The organism is Chitinophaga skermanii, assembly GCF_003259335.1.
In the GTDB taxonomy this organism is placed as follows: domain Bacteria; phylum Bacteroidota; class Bacteroidia; order Chitinophagales; family Chitinophagaceae; genus Chitinophaga; species Chitinophaga skermanii.
Genome location: NZ_QLLL01000004.1, coordinates 286,019 through 302,520 on the forward strand (window position 1 = coordinate 286,019; position 16,502 = coordinate 302,520).

A 16,502-nucleotide genomic window follows, 5' to 3' on the forward strand; every position below is an offset into this window, starting at 1 on the left:
GGCTCTCCAAACGGGGAGCCTTTCTTGTTTAAACAAACTTCATTTTTCTGCAAATAGATATTGGTGAGGATGAAACGAATTACATTTTACGTTTGATGTTACAACCAATTGAAGCTGTGCTATTAGGCGTAACGGATTTTCCCTGTAAAGCAGCGTTGATAGCATTTTTAAGGAATTTATCCTTTACTTCACTGGCATTACCTGGATGATCATCTATAGCGCCTTTATATACGAGTTTTAGGTTTTTGTCGAACAAGAAACATTCAGGTGTACGATCGGCCGCAAATGCATCGGCCAGCTCTGAGTTCTTATCCACCACGTAATACCATGTGTATTGCTCCTTGGAAGCATACGCTTTCATGGCTTCAAAAGAATCGTTGGCCCCGCGTTGATCTTCATTGGAATTGACTAACACTACGCCAATGTTGTTTTGCAAGGCGTATTGACAAATTTCCTTGGTGCGGCTTTGGTTGCGGATGACATAAGGACAAGTGTTCGCGGAAAACATGACCAATAAGCCGTTACTACGTTTCGCATCGGCAAGGCTAATGTCCTTCCCACTAACATCCTTCATTTTAATGTCGGTCTTAGGTGCTGGAGAACCAATCTCGAGCGCCCAATCCTCCATGGCAGGTGTAAATGCCATGGCAAGAAAAGCTGCGCATGTAAGTGATAAAATGGTTCTTTTCATAGTGTATGGATTTATGTTACTCTGAATGTACAGAAAAAAAACGATAATATGATAGCCTTCGCGGGTAGTTGGACTATCACGTTATAAGCGGTCGTTTAGTGTGGTAATAATCAACGACTTCCCTTTTTCTTTCCTTATTATTTAACATTATTTTCTGTCTCCTGCAACGAGGCTTCGAGTGCCCGGGCACGTGCAATTTCTTTCAAAGCACCAATACTCGTGTTTAATTCAAACCCAATCAGCAAAATAAACGAGTTTAAATAGATGTATAACATAAGTACTAAAATGGTACCAATGGAACCATATATCTTATTGTAATTACCGAAGTTGGTTACGTAAAATGAGAACCCCAATGTAACAACAATCATCGATACAGCGGCTACTACGGCACCCGGTGTAATGTATTTCCATTTCTTCGTGGTAGCAGGGCCGAAGCGGTAAATAAAGGAGATGATAAAGAAGAATAACGCTACGATGATAGCCCAGCGAACGGCACCAATCATAACGCGGGTAATGTTATCGGTGATATGTAGTTTTTCCAAGATCCATGTTAAGATAGAACCTTGGGTAATTGTTAAAATCAAGGTAATCAATACTAACAACACTAATAAGGAGGTTAGTTTGAAAGCGGTTAGCCTGTTTTGCCACCATGTTCTTTTCTTGAACCCGGGTAGCATCTTTTCAAAAGAACGGAGTATACCCATTACGCCATTAGACGAATAATAGAAACCGATCAAAAACGCGATGGATAACAAGCCATTCCTATGGGTATAGAGGAAATCGTGGATCATTTCACGTACAACGAGGTAGCTAGAGTAGTTGGGGGTAAGACTTTTGGCTAAGTCGTATAAAGTAGGCTCTATGTTCTGTAATGGAATAAAAGGAACGAGCGTGAACAAGAAGATAAAAAACGGCGGAATGGCCAACAAGAAATTGAAGGAAATAGCGGCTGCACGGTCGGTAAGACTTCTTGTTTTGATTTCTTGCAAGAAGAATTTCACTACGTCGTATAGCACGGCGCCTTCGAAGCCGGGTAATATCCAGCTTTTCGATTTGTCGACGATTCGCCTGAAGGGTCTTGATGTTCTTACTGTACGTTCAATATTAATCATAGCAGGCTTGTAGAGATGTAAAAATAAGGGTTACGTGATATTATCAAAATATATCAAAAAATAAAAGCATCCCGGTTGAATTCCCGGGATGCTTTTATGCAAAATACGTTCGGGTTTATTTAATGTTGCGGGCGCTTAATGCATCGCGGTATGCTTTAGCATTGGCTTCATGTTCTGCAGGTGTTACCGCAAATGCGTGGTAACCCGAGAAATCGGCCCTTGCACAGAAAAACATGTAATCGCTTACTACCGGGTTTAATACCGCTTCGATAGAGGCTATACTAGGTGTACAAATAGGGCCGGGAGGCAAGCCAAATACACGGTACGTGTTGTACGGCGATTCGTATTGCGTGTGTACGTTATAGATACGACGAAGGGTAAAGTCGCCAATGGCAAATTTCACGGTTGGATCGGCTCCTAAACGCCAGTTTTTGCGTAAACGGTTCAGGTATACACTGGCGATGGTCGATTTCTCGTCGTTCTTATTCGTTTCCTCTTCCACGATGGAAGCAAGGATAATTACTTTATTCGGGGTAAGACCTTGCGCGGTAGCTTTGGCAATGCGTTCTGGTGTCCAGAATTCTTTGTATTCTGCTTCAATCTTTTCGAACGCTTTGGATGCGCTGGTATTCCAGAAGAACTCGTAGGTGTTCGGCATAATACCGCACATCACGGTTTGCGTATCCAGGCCAAACTGGCGGAGGTATACGTTATCGTTTAAAAGGGCCCTGAGCGAAACGGAATCCGCTTCCAGGTTTTTATCTACTAGTTTAATGAAATCGTTTTTGGTGCGCAGTTTATTGATAACGAGGCGAACGGGCGATTGGCGACCGTTGCGTAACATACGGGCAATTTCGAAATTACTCATGCCTTTTTTGATCTCGTATCTACCGGCTTTTACGTGTGAAGGATAATCCAATTGGTTGGCAACCAAGTCGAATACCTTCGGGTGTTTTACAAAGCCATCGGCCTGCAAACCTTTCAATACATCGTTGTAGGTGCTGCCGGTGTGAATGTAAAAATACTTTTGATCGCCATAGGGGCGGGCAGTAGGACCAAATACTTGGTAAGCCAAGTACACGGCAACGCCTGCTAATAAACAACATACGGCCACGATGATGCGTTTCACCGTGCTGTTTTGTTTGGTTTTGCTTTGTTTTTTACTCATGTTGATTGAAATAGGAGCGTAAGGCTAGGAACAAATTTACAAGGAGCGATTGACTCCAACAAGATATGGTTGTAATGCGTTGTTGGCTGCTCAAGAAAAAGCCTCGTCCCTATAGAATAGAGACGAGGCCTTTAAAAAAGTATATCAATGAAATTGATTATTTACCTGAATCAGCTGGTAAAGTAACTGTATTACCTGCTGGTGGTTGAGGTGCTTGTGCTGGAGCAGAAACTGGCGCTGCTTTACCTGCATTTTTCTCGAAGATAGATTTATCTTGCGTAGCACCGGTTTGACCGCCTTTACCAATGAAAATGGAAGAAGTTAAGCACAATACAGCGATGATAGTAGCCAAAATCCAAGTACCTTTTTCAAGTACATCTGTTGTTTGACGTACACCAATCACTTGTGTTCCAATACCACCGAATGAACCGCTTAAGCCACCACCTTTAGGGTTTTGTACAAGTACGAAAACGGCTAAAAGTACGCAAGCTAACACGATAAGTATTCCAAATAAAATTAACATAAATCGTTACTATTTATAATTGCCTGGTTTGTAATTCGAGTTCTTTTATCTTTTGCGCAAAATAAAGATTTTTGTCGGGATAAAGCAAACTTAATTTTTGATAGATTAAAATTGCTTTTTTATACTGTTTTTGCGCTGCCCAAATTTCGGCTAATGTCTCTGTTACGATGTCGTCTTGCAAGGTAATAGAGTCGATGGCCATTTTTTCTACGCGTTCCGATACTTCTGGTGTTTCATCTTCATAAAGGCGGTGCAATTGTTGTTGGTACCAATCCTTCGAGGTTTTACCAGAAAAATCGTCTTTTATCTTTCTCAACCAATCCGTGAAGCTCTTCATTTCGGCTTGCCTGAGTTGGTTCATCATCTCAGCTTCTGCCGGGTTTTGTAACTTCTTATACGCGAAGTAATCTTCCGTGTAAAGTGGTTGGAATAACAAGGTATCGTCGGTAATTTCTTCCGGTTCGAATGGCTTGATCTTGATCGGGCCATCTTCGGTGATAAAGATACCGTTAATATTGCTCTGCAAGGTACTTGGTTCTCCTGCGGTTATTTCGTCGGTGTGTGTGCCTACGGCAAGAATCTCTTGCGGTAATTCGGTTGTTGCTGCTGCTTGCTCTTCCATGTTTGTTGCTACTTGCTGCTCACTCTCTTGCTCATGGAGGGTCGTTTCCACTGGCTCGTTCGTTGCCGGGCTGATAACGATGTCATCTTCCGTTGCTTCAATTTCTGCATCTGCTTCGTTAAATTCACTAGGAATGGCTACGGCAGCAGGTTGCTCCAACACATCGTCGTTATCGGCTATTTCTATACTTGGTTTTTCTTCTTCAATATGTTCCGCATCGGTTTCGGCGAAGGCAACTAGCGGTGCCACCATAACAGCTGGTTCCGGTTCATCGTCGTTATCAGCGATTACGATCAGCGGTTGTACTTCTTCCACTTGTTGGGTAGCGGCGGGTACTTCTTCTTGATGAATGGCGTAGGCGATAAGCGGTTTTTCTACATCGGCATCAGCAATATCCGTTTCATGGGTATTGGCGGTAAGCCCTAAACTTGCCGGTTCTTCCCATTCATCATCATTATCTTCAATAACAAAATGATCTAAATCCTCTTCCTGCCAGTCAACCGATTTTTCTTCCGGTGATGCATGTACATCTACCAACACTTCATCCTCTATATATAAATCCGCCGGGTGATCGTCGTCATCATCTTCTTCTTCGTGGAAGTTGGAGGTGACTTGCGGGAATGCCGGTATGATAAGTTCTTCCGGTTTAACAAAGGTAACTTCGCTTTGCGGCATGTCTACTTCATCATCCCATTCATCATCGTCTGTTTGAATTTTGATGGCCGGAATGGTATCCTCAACAGGCGTAGGCGTTAATTCTTCGGTTGTTTGCGCTAACGGAACGGTAATGTCCTCGTCTTGCTCATGCTCTTCTTTCGTAATAAACTGGTAGAAGTGATGGGTATTAGCGCTGTACAATTGTGCTTCTTTCAACGCCGTATCATGCATATTCTGTTCTTCCGCGAAAATTTTGTGCGCAAGTAACAAGCGGGCAGCGGCAAAGTAAGGGTGTGCTGCCACAAGTTGCTCCAGTTCCACTAAGGGTACTTGTTGCAAGTCTTGTTTAAAAATATGTTGAACGATCCTGTTCGCGGTCATATTGCTAAAATATTAAAATATTTCTACCAATTAGCATAGGCGCGGTTGAAAATATCGTCTACAAGTTGCGGGATAATTGTTCTTAACAACCCATCTTCTACTTCACTTGGCGTTTTTTGCGCGTCGAAGTCGGCTGAACGGGTGAAAGATTGTTGTTGGAATCCTTTCTTGTCGCCGATACGTTTCGTAAAGGTAATGTTCACAGTTACTGTTAAACGGGCTGTTGCAGGTTTATCAATCTGCGTAACAGCAGCGTTGGAGAATGAATACCCCGTGATCGTGCCCTTGAAATCATAATCCGCCCTAGCTTCATTTGTTTGTGTCAACTTCGTTTGCGCTAAAATCTTTTGACGCAACCCTTCTGTTAACTTCTGGCCAAGTGTGGGGTTATTGTTCGGCGCCCTGTTTTCAATAAAATGTACATTCACGGTTTTCGCTTCTGGATCGATACTCGCACCATTGGCTGTGTATTTAATCGTACATCCGCTAAGCATTCCAAACAACAGTGCTACCGGCACTATTCCCAATAATTTGGCCATAGGAACTGTAAATGTAAACTGATATTTATTAAACATAAAATATTTTGTAATATATTTTCTCTTATAAGTAAGTTGGCAACTAGTCGTTAATGTTATACTCCTTCAATTTACGGTATAAAGTTCTTTCAGAGATGCCTAATTCCAAGGCCGCATCTTTCCGTTTACCTTTATGCTTTTTCAAGGCTTTTACGATCAGTTCCTTTTCTTTATCAGCAATCGATAACGTTTCTTCCACTTCTTCGTGGTGAGCAATTTTGTCGTTGTTATTAGAGATCAAGATCGGTTGCGCCGGTGTGATAGCGGTGGAAGTATTTACATCTGCCGAACTATAATTATGCAATACATCGGCATCCTGGTAAGCAGGCGAGTGCGCAATAGACGGGTTCTGCAAGATGTCGAAGAACATCTTCTTCAATTCCGTTACATCCTTCTTCATGTCGAAGAAGAGTTTATAAAGAATATCTCTTTCGCTGTTGAAATCGTTGGATGAAGATTTACCACCACTGGCTAATACCGGTAATTGGTTGGTCGACATTTGCTCTGGTAAGAATTTGCGCAATTCCTCTGCTGTTACATGTTTGTCGGTCGCCAACACGGAGATTTGTTCTGCCATGTTTTTCAATTCACGCACATTACCTCTCCAAGGGTAGTTCACTAAAATATCGCGTGCTTCATCATCCAACTGGATGCTGGTTGTTTTATAGCGTTCTGCAAAATCCACGCAAAACTTCCTAAACAATAAAGGAATATCTTCTTTACGATCCCGTAAAGCCGGCACCCTAATAGGAACGGTATTTAAACGGTAATATAGATCCTCCCGGAATTTCCCATTCTGCGTATGATCCAATAAATCGCGGTTCGTAGCCGTAATTACACGCACGTCTGTTTTCTGCACTTTGGAAGAACCTACACGGATGTATTCACCGGTTTCCAATACGCGCAATAAACGGGCTTGCGTGCCTAATGGCATCTCACCAATTTCATCCAAGAAAATTGTACCGCCATTCACCGTTTCAAAATAACCTTTACGGCTATCTACGGCTCCTGTAAACGATCCTTTTTCGTGGCCGAATAATTCCGAGTCAATCGTGCCTTCCGGGATGGCGCCACAGTTCACTGCTATGAAAGGGTTGTGTTTGCGGGCGCTAAGTGTATGAATAATTTGAGAGAAAACTTCTTTACCTACACCACTTTCCCCGTTAATTAACACGGTTAAGTCGGTGTTTGCTACTTGGGCGGCAACGGTTAACGCGTAGTTTAATGCTGCCGAATTGCCAATAATGCCAAACCTATTTTTAATGCTTTGAATATTATCCATGGCGAATGCTTTTAATGCTGATGATGGCCGGGTTACCCAATTCTTTATAAAAAACATTTGCGGGCTAATCACCCGCAAACGCTACTATCCTAAAAATTCTACTGCTGTGCCCAATAAAGTGCCCGCAGTACAATCGTGTACTTTTACCATAACGTATTGACCTTTCGCGTAGTTCTCTCTTGGGAAAACTACCACCTTGTTTTGATCCGTTCTTCCAAACAAATCATCTTTCGAACGTTTCGATTCTCCTTCGATCAACACCTTCAAAGTTTTACCCACATCACGTTGCATGGCTTCTAACGAATGCACACGGTGAATGGTAACGATTTCTGTCAACCTTCTTTTCTTTACATCCTCAGGAATATCGTCCTGGTAACGGCGCGCAGCCAAGGTACCCGGGCGTTCAGAGTAAGCAAACATATACGCTAAATCGTAACGCGCAAACTCCATCATATCCATGGAGTCTTTGTGATCTTCTTCCGTTTCCGTGCAGAAACCCACAATAATATCGGTCGACAAAGCACATTCCGGCAAAATCTCGCGGATACGTTCTACTTTCTTGATGTACCATTCTCTTGTATAAGTACGGTTCATCAATTGTAAAATACGTGTGCTACCGCTTTGTACCGGTAAGTGAATGTATTTACAAATGTTCTCGTGTTTCGCCATGGTATGTAATACTTCGTCCGTAATGTCTTTCGGGTGAGAAGTACTGAAGCGAACACGTAATAACGGGCTAATCAAGGCTACGCGCTCTAATAAGTTCGCGAAGTTGATGGTTTCCGTATTGTCGTCGTTTACGTAGTAGTAAGAGTCAACGTTCTGGCCTAGTAATGTTACTTCACGGTAACCTCTTTCGAACAAATCTCTTGCTTCCGCTTCGATAGAAAGCGGGTCGCGGCTGCGTTCGCGGCCACGGGTAAAAGGTACTACGCAGAACGAACACATATTGTTACAACCACGCATGATGGAAACAAAGGCCGTGATACCGTTGCTGTCTAAACGAACAGGGCTGATATCGGCATATGTTTCTTCGCGGCTTAATAATACGTTGATAGATTTTTGACCGGTTTCTGCTTCGCTGATGAGAGCAGGCAAGGTACGGTAAGCATCGGGGCCTACTACCATGTCCACTAATTTCTCTTCATCGAGGAATTTAGATTTTAAACGTTCGGCCATACAACCAAGCACGCCCACCAGCAAACCGGGTTTGTCGCGTTTGAACTTACGGAACTCCGTTAAGCGTTTACGTACAGTTTGCTCCGCTTTTTCACGGATCGAGCAAGTATTTAAGAGAACTAAATCAGCTTCTTCAAAATTACGCGTAGCACCATAACCTTCTTGTTGAAGGATGGAAGCCACAATTTCACTATCGTTGAAGTTCATCTGGCAGCCATAGCTTTCAATATAAAACTTCTTCGCAAGGGTCATATCTTGTTCTGCCGCAGGAGCGTAAGCTTCACCTTGACGGCTTTCGTCGTGCACTTTATTGACTGTTTCCAGCATTCCATTCAGATTTAAGGACTGCAAAAATACATAATTCAAGGGAAAAATGACAGAATGACAGCGAAAAAAGATGGAAAAATCCGTCTACATGAAACCCTTACTAGCAGGGTAATAGAAGGTATTTAGGATATAATTAACAGAAACTTTCTTTGAATTAATACTAAAAGTTTAGTTAATTTACGAATAATTCGTAAGTAGACATAACCAAAATCATATGCACCGTTTTATCGCTATTCTAACCTGCTATTTGTTTAGTTGCCTTATTGTGAATGCGCAACAGTCGTCGGCCCCTGGCGCCATTGGGGGCACTGTTTTAGATTCCACGAGGAAACCATTGCCTTTTGTAAGCGTAGGCGTATTTAATATGCACTCCGGCTCCCTAGTAAAGGGTACTCAATCGCAACCCGATGGGAATTTCTTAATTACCGGTTTGGAGAATGGCACCTACCGTGTAAAAATTAACTTGCTGGGATTTGGTACCCGCGTGATCGATAGTATTAGGGTGCGTAACGACCGACCTTCTTTTAATTTGGGAGATATTGTACTGAAACAAGATGCCAAAATGCTCGAAGAGTTCGTCGTATATGCAGAAAAACCTTTGGTTGAGTTTAAAACGGGTATGACGGTCTACAACGTGGGCGAATCTATTATCGGGGCTGGGGCAAATGCCGTAGATGTACTCCGCAATCTCCCGCTTGTATCAGTAGATGCTAATGGTAAAATAACGGTACGTGGTAAAAACGTAAAAGTAATGATCGATGGCCGTCCATCCGACCAATCTGCTTCCGCGATCGCCGATTTATTACAATCAATTCCAGGCGACTTTATCGAAAGAATTGAAGTAATTACCGAACCTAGTGCCAAGTATAGTGCCGATGGTGATGCTATAATCAATATCGTAATTAAGAAGGGGAGGAACGTGGGCTTGAATGGCTGGTCGAACTTAGCCATTGGATCAAGAAATAACTACCGTGCAAATGCGTATGTAAGTTACCGTGGATCGAAATTGATGTTGAGCTTGAACTATAGCATCGGTTATCAAACAGTATATAATGATGCTCGCTCTAACACGGCGAACTATTTACAGGATACTACCTTTATTGATCAAAACTCCGAAGGGCGCTCCAACAGGTTGACACAAATGGCGCGCCTGAGTTTCGATTATACTTTCTCTAAGAAAACGAGTCTTAACTTCTTCTCTATTTGGAACTTCAATAAGAACGACGATCGCACCGATTATCTCTATAAAACGTATACGGGTAAACAAGACTTGAACGCCCGTGAGCGCCACAACAACGTAGATTTCCTTAGCAACCGTGTACAGTTGAGCGGCGAATTAACGACCCGTGGCATTAAAGATGGAGAAATTCGTTTCGGCTTGAATGCAGAACCCAATATCTCCGACAACGACATGCGCTTCAACGAAAAGTACTTCGATTACGCACACAATGCACCACAAGATTCTCAAATTGTACTGAACAACACCCACAACCGCAGCAATGCCTATGGTACGTATTTACGTTATGAGAGCGATGGAAAGATCATCAAGAAATGGTTTATAGAAACAGGTGTACAAGCCGATTTATTAACCACGAATAATAACTTCGGTTATGCTACGTGGGAAAACAATCAATTCGAAAACAATCCAACCCTCAGCAATGCCTATGATTTCCACCAATTGGTGAGTGGCGGTTACTTGGGTTTCAGGAAGAAGATCACGAAAGACTTAACCTTGGGCGCCGGTGGCCGTGTAGAACATACTAACTTCGACATTAAGTTCACCACAAACGATATTGCGTTAGAACGCCAATACACGAACTTCTTCCCGAACGCGATGCTTACCTACACAAAAGGTATTCACAGAATATATGCTAACGTTAATAAACGCATCAACCGCCCAAGCATCCCGCAACTCAATCCTTTCCGGGATTTAACCGACCCACTGAATGTGCGCTATGGTAACCCCGATTTGCTACCCTCTAACTCGAATAGTTATAGCGTAGGCTACAGTGGTTTCAAAAAATCACTCAACTGGTACGCCAATTTGGATTATAGCAAAACAACAGATATCATTCAATCATTCCGCGAGTTGGTAGACGACACCCATTACGAAACCACCTACAAGAACGTTGACAACAATAGTAGCCTCGGCTTTAGCATCAATGCTTCTTATTACGGCAAAAAGGGCATCAACTTCGGTTTTGGCCAATCATTCACCCGTTTCTTCTATCACAACCAAGTATTCCAACAACAAGTACTCCGTGATGGAACCAGCTCGAACAGCAGCATTTTCGCCGGTTATAAAATCAACCGCAAACTATCCGTTAATGCAAATATGGGCTACAATGTAAGTGCCACCCCCCAAGGAAATAGCACCTCCTTCATTACCGGCACCTATTCGGGTACCTACCAGTTCTTCCGCAACCAAGGCCGCGTAACACTCACCGTTTCCGACCCATGGGGTAAAAACCGTACCCGCAGCGAATTCTACGGCCCGAACTTCAAAGTAAACTCCTATAACTACACCCAAAACCAAAACATCACCCTCCAATTCACCTGGACCATCCTAAAAGGCGGCAAAAACCTCCTAGAAAAACAAAAAATGGACATGAACCGCCGTCCAAACATGATGATGATGTACTTCTAAATAAAGTAAAACCAACATAACTGAATAAAAAAGGGCGCCATAGCGCCCTTTTTTATTCCCAATAAGCTTCCTACCCCCAAAAAAAAACAACACAACAGGCCCCCCCAAAGAACGAACGCCCTTCACCACAGTAGCACCGAAGCCTAATCAACATCCCGATAAAACGCCGACGCAGTCTTTCGGCGTTTTTCCTCCTTTCTTTGGTTACTTTCTTTGGAGAAGCAAAGAAAGTAACAAATAGGATGTAGTATAAACAGGCAAAACCGCCGCCCCACCTGGAAAACAAAAAAGGTTACCTCCAATCGAGATAACCTTTGTAAAAAAAAACTTTATAGTAATACCTACCCTTGTAAAGAAGTAATCTTCGCTTTCAACCAACTCTGCTTAACCGGTATCAACCAATTTTCCTTCAAATCCCCTAACGTCAACACTGTATTATTCAAATACAATGTATCTTCTGTGATGTAACCTTTCTCCAGCGCGTAGTTTACTTGCGCCAAAGGCAACAACTGTACCTTTTCTTTCACAATAAAACCGAGCAACAACCGATCGAACATGTTTACATTATATTGCTTTTCGATGCTTTTAATAATGCGAACAGAGCTGTCGGTGCTGCAACCGCTTACAACAGTATGGGTTTCATCGGCAATTAAGACGATTACTTGGTTGAACAATAATTGTCCCCAGCCTTTTACGCCTTCGCCGTGTGCGTTCCATTGTTGCACGAATTGGTCGAGTTGTTCGTTGATTTCAATCGCCTCTTTTTCAAAGAATGGACGATTAGCTTGGTAAATCCACACCCTTGAACTGGGTGCGAAGTCTTTTGGTAATATATCGAGTACGTTTGTGTCCATACGGCAAAATTACGAAATAAAGCTTATTGCATGCTGTTTGCGATAATCTCGGCAATATCCAGCACTTTCACGTGGTCTTCTGCTCCGTTTTCTTTTACGCCGTCGGTGAGCATGGTCATGCAGAAAGGGCAGTTCATGGCTACTACTTCGGCACCGGTTTCTACGGCTTCTTTGCCGCGTTCGGTGTTAATACGGGTCGTACCTTTCTCTTCCTCCTTGAACATTTGGGCGCCACCGGCACCGCAACATAAGCCTTTACTTCTGCAACGTTTCATTTCCACGAGCTCGGCATCGAGGATTTCGAGCACTTGCCTAGGCGCTTCATACACTTCATTGGCGCGGCCAAGGTAGCAGGAGTCGTGGTAAGTGATCTTTTTCCCTTTGAAGGTGCCGCCTTCCTTCATTTTAATCTTGCCTTGGTCGATGAGCTGTTGGAGGAGTTGGGTGTGGTGGATCACCTCGTAGGTGCCGCCTAACTCGGGATACTCGTTTTTCAAGGTGTTGAAGCAGTGCGGACAAGTGGTAACGATCTTTTGAACGTTATATGCGTTAAGGATTTGAATATTGTTATAGGCCATCATTTGGAAGAGGAACTCGTTACCTGCTCTACGTGCAGGGTCGCCCGTGCAGCCTTCTTCTTTCCCGAGGATGGCGAATTTTAGTCCTACTTTATCCAAGATGGTTGCAAAGGCTTTCGTAATCTTTTGCGCGCGTTGATCGAAGCTACCGGCACAACCTACCCAGAAGAGAATATCGGGAGTATCGCCGCTTGCTACAAATTCTGCCATTGATTTTACTTGCATTGCCTTTCGTTTTATTATAGATGATAGATGTTGTTTGTTTTGGTGTGAATGGGGGAGATGTGTTTACCCATTCAGCTCAGTCGCCCATTTGTCGCGGTCATCCGGCGACATCTTCCATGGTGCCATGTTGTTTTCGATATTGCTGAACATGTTCGTCCATTCTGCCGGGGCAGAAGAGGCTTCCATGATGAGGTGGCGGCGTAATTGGAGAATAATATCCAATGGGCTGATACTCACAGGGCATTCTTGCACACACGCATTACAAGTAGTACAAGCACGCAGTTCTTCTTCCGTGATGTAATCGTACAACAATGTTTTGCCATCCTCTTTGAAATCGACTTTCTTATTCAATTCTTTACCCACAGCCTCTGCACGGTCGCGGGTTTTCATCATGATAGTACGTGGGCTCAATAATTTACCTGTTTGCGTAGCAGGACAAGCGGCAGAACACCTACCACATTCCGTACAAGCATAGGCATCTAACAAGTTCTTCCACGATAAATCATCAATATCTTTCGCACCAAACTTAGGCATCACGTCCGATTGAGGCGCTTCTGCTGCTAACTCGGGTTGCATCGCGTATAATACTTCGCGTTGAATATCCGGCATGTTATCCATTTTGCCTTTAGGCTCTAGGCGAGCGTAGTAAGCATTCGGGAAAGCCAGCAAAATGTGTAAGTGTTTAGAATACGGGAGGTAGTTGAGGAAAGCAAAAATACCCAAGATGTGTAACCACCAAGCCGTACGCTCGATAGCCATCAAGCTGCTGCTACTCATACCATCGAATAAAGGTGTTAAGTACCCGCTTACCCAGAAGTTGTCTACGGGTGTATAATGTGCTTCACCGCGTGCTTGTAACACGAGGTAGGCTGCGTTCATCGTTAAGAACAACAACATCAACACTATTTCAGTGATCAAAATGTAGTTGGCATCGGAACGTGGCCAGCCATTTAAATCTTTGCTGGCGAAGCGTTTAATTTTCACGATGTTTCTACGTGCTAAGAAAATAGCACAGCCAATGGTAACACCCACGGCCAATATTTCGAAGATCCCGATCAGCCATCCATACAAGCTACCCAATAGGGGCGCAAATAAACGGTGGTGACCCAAGATACCATCGAGTACAATTTCCAGTACTTCGATGTTGATGATAATAAAGCCGGCGTAAACAATAAAGTGTAAAACGCCTACTAATGGGTTACGAAACATTTTTTTCTGGCCAAAAGCCAATAATAATAAGTTTTTCCAACGTTCGTTTGGGTGATCATTGAGGCTAACATCACGACCCAATAAAATATTGCGTCGAATCTGCATCGCCTTCTTCGAGAATAGGTAAACCGCAACAGCAAAAGCTATTACGAAAAAAATTTGTTGCATTATTTGCATATCCTTCCAGTTTGACGCTTCAATTTAATGTATAATCTGCTAACAGCGTGCGAATCGCGCAACATTTTATGTATTTTTACACCTGCGATTTCAATCTAGGATATGGAAAATAAGAAAGTCATACTCACGCAAGACGTTATCGAACAAAAGATCACGCGTATTGCGTACGAAATATACGAGCACAATAGCGACGAGCAAGAAATTACCCTTGCCGGTATTTGGGACCGTGGTTCCATCATTGCCCGCAAGATTGCTGCGCACCTCGAAAAAATTTCCCCGGTTAAAGTACAAGTCGTGGAAATTCAACTCGATAAAGTAAATCCCGCCACGGTAACCATCTCTGAACAAGCAGATTTCACCGGTAAGGTAATTGTTGTAGTTGATGATGTTGCCAATTCTGGTCGTACCATGTTATACGCCTTGAAACCCTTCTTGAACAACTTACCCCGTAAAATTCAAACCGCCGTATTGGTAGATAGAAAACATAAGTCGTTCCCCTTAAGTGTCGACTATGTAGGTTACTCCCTCGCCACCACCCCTCAAGAAATGGTGATGGTAGACACAGAAGGCGAAGAGATTTTATCAGCATATTTAGTGTAAACAATACTCGAAAACACATAAGAAAGGACGGAGCCATCCGTCCTTTTTAATACCATGCATATGGCCACCTTGTATCCGATATTCGTACCCCTTGAGCATATCGACGAAGAATTCCTCAGCTTCTACGAAGTAACGGATTGGTGCAGAGAGAATTTAAAAGAGAACTCCCCCAACGCCTATTGGTTAACCCAAGAAGACATACACCTCATCACAAACCGCTCTCACATCCTTCACATCATCAACGAAGAAAGCGGCAGCCAACTCAGCGAAGGCAACGGCGGCTACATCATAAACCCCGAAGTAAAACAACAAATCTCTGAACGCCTATATTTTGCTAAAGAAAGATTCGTAGGAAGAGAATTGGAAATTGTAGCACAACTAGTAAAGATGTTCGATGTAGCAATTAAGACAAAGAAGAATATTTATTTTTGCTTTTAAAATCAATCCTCCAATTAAATCCCCCCCAAAGAAAAAAAACAAACCACAAACCACAAACCCGCATTTCCCCCTATCAGTATTGTGTTGAGGAAACTTGGTTATGCGGAACACCGCCGCACCCAACCACAATAGCTCCCCAACCCTCAATACGCCCCCCAAAAGCAACATCCTTGCAAGAGGCCCGCAGAACCACATTCCGAAACACAATACGGGGCCTTTGGAGCGGCCCTGGAGCGACGAAATACAAGCACAATAAACCTTAAAGAAAATACCTGTACACCACCAACAAAAAAAAGAATTTAGCGCACCGCAGGTTAAAAATACATCCAATACCCCCGTAACCTCCCTTGCGAATTCAACTCTAACGTAGGCGCCGGTATCTTCACCATATTCAACACTTGAAACAATACCTTCAAACCTTTCTTCCGCGTAGGAATTTTCGTTAAATCAATATCAGGCGATAAGTAGAATTGTCGTATGCGAGGAACATTGTTATAGTCATGATACACACCATTCGCATCCGTCCAAGTATTATCATCACCACCATACATATTCTTAGCACTATAGCCAACGGAAAGCATCAGCCATTTAGGAAGCGACGTGTTTTTAGAGAAAGAAAATATATTAGCCGATAGCCAGTAAGTTTGACCATTGTAATCCTTCAACATCCTTTCTGGGAAGCGTGTGCCGAAGATGTCGTTCGTACGTGTTTGTACAACTGGGTCGTTGCCATAATCTTCTTTATGGTAAGAGAACTTTAAGTGAAACCGTTGTTCATCCCAAGCTAACTCTTGCGCTACCATCATACCGGTGCCGAGTACATTGGCACCCATATCGTACCAGGAGAATCCCCATTCGGTGCTAAACCCGTCTAATACTTCTATCACCGATTGGTAAGCAAGGCTACTGGCGGCGCCATACCAAATTTGTTTTTTCTTGGGAAGGCCCGTCCAGCGCCATAGTTCGCGGCTGTATTTGGCGGTGAAATAGGCGGTGTAAGTATGGCCAATTTTATCCATTTGCAACCATTCTTTACCATCGTTGAAGAAGTGAAAATTTGTACGGGCATAGTCTTTATACCAGAATTGGTTGAGGGCTATAAGGCTACCGGTGGCGGCTACGGCAGTGGTGCCGGTTAGTATCCATACGCGGCTGTTAACGGTGGTATCGGGAATAGTGGTGAAAGACAATTTTTGCTGGGCAAATCCCAGTTGGCCAATCAATAGGAGTAATATGAGGATGGTCCGTTTCGGCATG

Annotated in this window: 15 protein-coding genes; 3 read left to right on the forward strand and 12 right to left on the reverse strand. The window is 43.3% G+C overall.

Going from position 1 to position 16,502, the window contains the following annotated elements:
* Positions 1-79 precede the first annotated feature (79 nt).
* The 8 genes from LX64_RS11845 to miaB all read right to left on the reverse strand — a co-directional run bounded on the left by LX64_RS11845 (position 80) and on the right by miaB (position 8,517).
* Positions 80-691 carry a thioredoxin family protein gene (locus LX64_RS11845; protein WP_245952634.1) on the reverse strand — a complete coding sequence of 204 codons (612 nt, stop codon included), beginning with the start codon at positions 689-691 and terminating at the stop codon, positions 80-82.
* Positions 692-828: 137 nt separating this feature from the next.
* Entirely contained in the window at positions 829-1,803 is a 975-nt protein-coding gene (locus LX64_RS11850; RefSeq protein WP_111597868.1) for a YihY/virulence factor BrkB family protein, read from the reverse strand.
* A 115-nt stretch (positions 1,804-1,918) separates the two neighbouring features.
* Positions 1,919-2,971 carry an endolytic transglycosylase MltG gene (mltG, locus tag LX64_RS11855; protein ID WP_111597869.1) on the reverse strand — a complete coding sequence of 351 codons (1,053 nt, stop codon included), beginning with the start codon at positions 2,969-2,971 and terminating at the stop codon, positions 1,919-1,921.
* A gap of 157 nt (positions 2,972-3,128) precedes the next feature.
* The gene (secG, locus tag LX64_RS11860; RefSeq protein ID WP_111597870.1) at positions 3,129-3,494 is read right to left on the reverse strand and encodes a preprotein translocase subunit SecG; all 366 of its coding nucleotides are present in this window, start codon (positions 3,492-3,494) and stop codon (positions 3,129-3,131) included.
* Positions 3,495-3,507: 13 nt separating this feature from the next.
* Positions 3,508-5,154, reverse strand: coding sequence for a hypothetical protein (locus LX64_RS11865; protein ID WP_111597871.1), 1,647 nt, complete (start codon positions 5,152-5,154; stop codon positions 3,508-3,510).
* A gap of 23 nt (positions 5,155-5,177) precedes the next feature.
* On the reverse strand, positions 5,178-5,693 hold the full coding sequence (locus tag LX64_RS11870; RefSeq protein WP_158538603.1) for an LptE family protein: 516 nt from the start codon (positions 5,691-5,693) through the stop codon (positions 5,178-5,180).
* Positions 5,694-5,772: 79 nt separating this feature from the next.
* Positions 5,773-7,011, reverse strand: coding sequence for a sigma-54 interaction domain-containing protein (locus tag LX64_RS11875; protein ID WP_111598146.1), 1,239 nt, complete (start codon positions 7,009-7,011; stop codon positions 5,773-5,775).
* An 84-nt stretch (positions 7,012-7,095) separates the two neighbouring features.
* Positions 7,096-8,517 (reverse strand): tRNA (N6-isopentenyl adenosine(37)-C2)-methylthiotransferase MiaB, encoded by a 1,422-nt coding sequence (gene miaB, locus LX64_RS11880; protein ID WP_111597873.1) that lies wholly within the window; start codon positions 8,515-8,517, stop codon positions 7,096-7,098.
* A gap of 214 nt (positions 8,518-8,731) precedes the next feature.
* Between miaB and LX64_RS11885 the strand changes: the two genes are divergently transcribed.
* Positions 8,732-11,164, forward strand: coding sequence for a TonB-dependent receptor domain-containing protein (locus tag LX64_RS11885; protein ID WP_111597874.1), 2,433 nt, complete (start codon positions 8,732-8,734; stop codon positions 11,162-11,164).
* Positions 11,165-11,505: 341 nt separating this feature from the next.
* Here LX64_RS11885 and LX64_RS11890 read toward each other — a convergent pair whose 3' ends face one another.
* The 3 genes from LX64_RS11890 to LX64_RS11900 form a co-directional block, all read right to left on the reverse strand.
* Positions 11,506-12,018, reverse strand: a complete 513-nt coding sequence (locus LX64_RS11890) for a hypothetical protein (RefSeq protein ID WP_111597875.1) — start codon at positions 12,016-12,018, stop codon at positions 11,506-11,508.
* A gap of 23 nt (positions 12,019-12,041) precedes the next feature.
* Positions 12,042-12,821 carry a (Fe-S)-binding protein gene (locus LX64_RS11895; RefSeq protein ID WP_111597876.1) on the reverse strand — a complete coding sequence of 260 codons (780 nt, stop codon included), beginning with the start codon at positions 12,819-12,821 and terminating at the stop codon, positions 12,042-12,044.
* 63 nt (positions 12,822-12,884) lie between these two features.
* On the reverse strand, positions 12,885-14,198 hold the full coding sequence (locus LX64_RS11900; protein ID WP_245952636.1) for a (Fe-S)-binding protein: 1,314 nt from the start codon (positions 14,196-14,198) through the stop codon (positions 12,885-12,887).
* Between the two features lie 111 nt (positions 14,199-14,309).
* Between LX64_RS11900 and LX64_RS11905 the strand changes: the two genes are divergently transcribed.
* Both LX64_RS11905 and LX64_RS11910 read left to right on the forward strand, forming a co-directional pair.
* Positions 14,310-14,807 (forward strand): phosphoribosyltransferase family protein, encoded by a 498-nt coding sequence (locus tag LX64_RS11905; RefSeq protein ID WP_111597878.1) that lies wholly within the window; start codon positions 14,310-14,312, stop codon positions 14,805-14,807.
* A 60-nt stretch (positions 14,808-14,867) separates the two neighbouring features.
* Entirely contained in the window at positions 14,868-15,245 is a 378-nt protein-coding gene (locus LX64_RS11910) for a hypothetical protein (RefSeq protein ID WP_148707289.1), read from the forward strand.
* 314 nt (positions 15,246-15,559) lie between these two features.
* Here the strand turns inward: LX64_RS11910 and LX64_RS11915 are convergent, their stop codons facing one another.
* Positions 15,560-16,501: a DUF2279 domain-containing protein gene (locus LX64_RS11915; RefSeq protein WP_111597880.1), complete on the reverse strand. Its 942-nt coding sequence runs from the start codon at positions 16,499-16,501 to the stop codon at positions 15,560-15,562.
* Position 16,502 lies beyond the last annotated feature (1 nt).

Excerpts from the sequence above, each read along its gene's own strand:
- LX64_RS11865 (WP_111597871.1), bottom strand. The coding sequence starts at position 5,154 with ATGACCGCGAACAGGATCGTTCAACATATTTTTAAACAAGACTTGCAA.
- LX64_RS11910 (WP_148707289.1), top strand. The coding sequence starts at position 14,868 with ATGGCCACCTTGTATCCGATATTCGTACCCCTTGAGCATATCGACGAA.
- LX64_RS11875 (WP_111598146.1), bottom strand. The coding sequence starts at position 7,011 with ATGGATAATATTCAAAGCATTAAAAATAGGTTTGGCATTATTGGCAAT.
- LX64_RS11845 (WP_245952634.1), bottom strand. The coding sequence starts at position 691 with ATGAAAAGAACCATTTTATCACTTACATGCGCAGCTTTTCTTGCCATG.
- LX64_RS11915 (WP_111597880.1), bottom strand. The coding sequence starts at position 16,501 with ATGCCGAAACGGACCATCCTCATATTACTCCTATTGATTGGCCAACTG.
- secG (WP_111597870.1), bottom strand. The coding sequence starts at position 3,494 with ATGTTAATTTTATTTGGAATACTTATCGTGTTAGCTTGCGTACTTTTA.
- LX64_RS11900 (WP_245952636.1), bottom strand. The coding sequence starts at position 14,198 with ATGCAACAAATTTTTTTCGTAATAGCTTTTGCTGTTGCGGTTTACCTA.
- mltG (WP_111597869.1), bottom strand. The coding sequence starts at position 2,971 with ATGAGTAAAAAACAAAGCAAAACCAAACAAAACAGCACGGTGAAACGC.
- LX64_RS11890 (WP_111597875.1), bottom strand. The coding sequence starts at position 12,018 with ATGGACACAAACGTACTCGATATATTACCAAAAGACTTCGCACCCAGT.
- miaB (WP_111597873.1), bottom strand. The coding sequence starts at position 8,517 with ATGCTGGAAACAGTCAATAAAGTGCACGACGAAAGCCGTCAAGGTGAA.
- LX64_RS11885 (WP_111597874.1), top strand. The coding sequence starts at position 8,732 with ATGCACCGTTTTATCGCTATTCTAACCTGCTATTTGTTTAGTTGCCTT.
- LX64_RS11850 (WP_111597868.1), bottom strand. The coding sequence starts at position 1,803 with ATGATTAATATTGAACGTACAGTAAGAACATCAAGACCCTTCAGGCGA.
- LX64_RS11905 (WP_111597878.1), top strand. The coding sequence starts at position 14,310 with ATGGAAAATAAGAAAGTCATACTCACGCAAGACGTTATCGAACAAAAG.
- LX64_RS11870 (WP_158538603.1), bottom strand. The coding sequence starts at position 5,693 with ATGGCCAAATTATTGGGAATAGTGCCGGTAGCACTGTTGTTTGGAATG.
- LX64_RS11895 (WP_111597876.1), bottom strand. The coding sequence starts at position 12,821 with ATGCAAGTAAAATCAATGGCAGAATTTGTAGCAAGCGGCGATACTCCC.